The organism is Saccharothrix sp. ST-888 (assembly GCF_000955975.1).
Taxonomy (GTDB): Bacteria; Actinomycetota; Actinomycetes; order Streptomycetales; family Streptomycetaceae; genus Kitasatospora.
Genome location: NZ_JYJF01001049.1, coordinates 1 through 279 on the forward strand (window position 1 = coordinate 1; position 279 = coordinate 279).

1 protein-coding gene is annotated in these 279 nt (G+C 69.5%); it reads right to left on the reverse strand.

The window, feature by feature from the left end; genetic code table 11:
- The coding region (locus UK12_RS35540; protein ID WP_045307361.1) for an acyltransferase domain-containing protein at positions 1–279 on the reverse strand (279 nt) is incomplete at both ends.

Here is a 279-nt window from a genome sequence, read left to right on the forward strand (position 1 = left end):
CCAGGAAGTCCGGCCGCACACCCCACGACTCGGTGAGGCGGAACAGCGCCACCTCGATCGCGAACAGCGCGGGCTGCGTGTAGCCGGTCCGGTCGAGGACCTCGCTGTCGTCCGCGCACATCACCTCGCGCAGCGGACGCTCCAAGTGCTGGTCCAGGTGCGCGAACACCTCGTCCAGCCCATCCGCGAACACCGGGAACGCCCCATACAGCTCGGCGCCCATCCCGGCCCGCTGGCTGCCCTGACCGGTGAACAGGAACGCCGTACGTCCCTCAACCA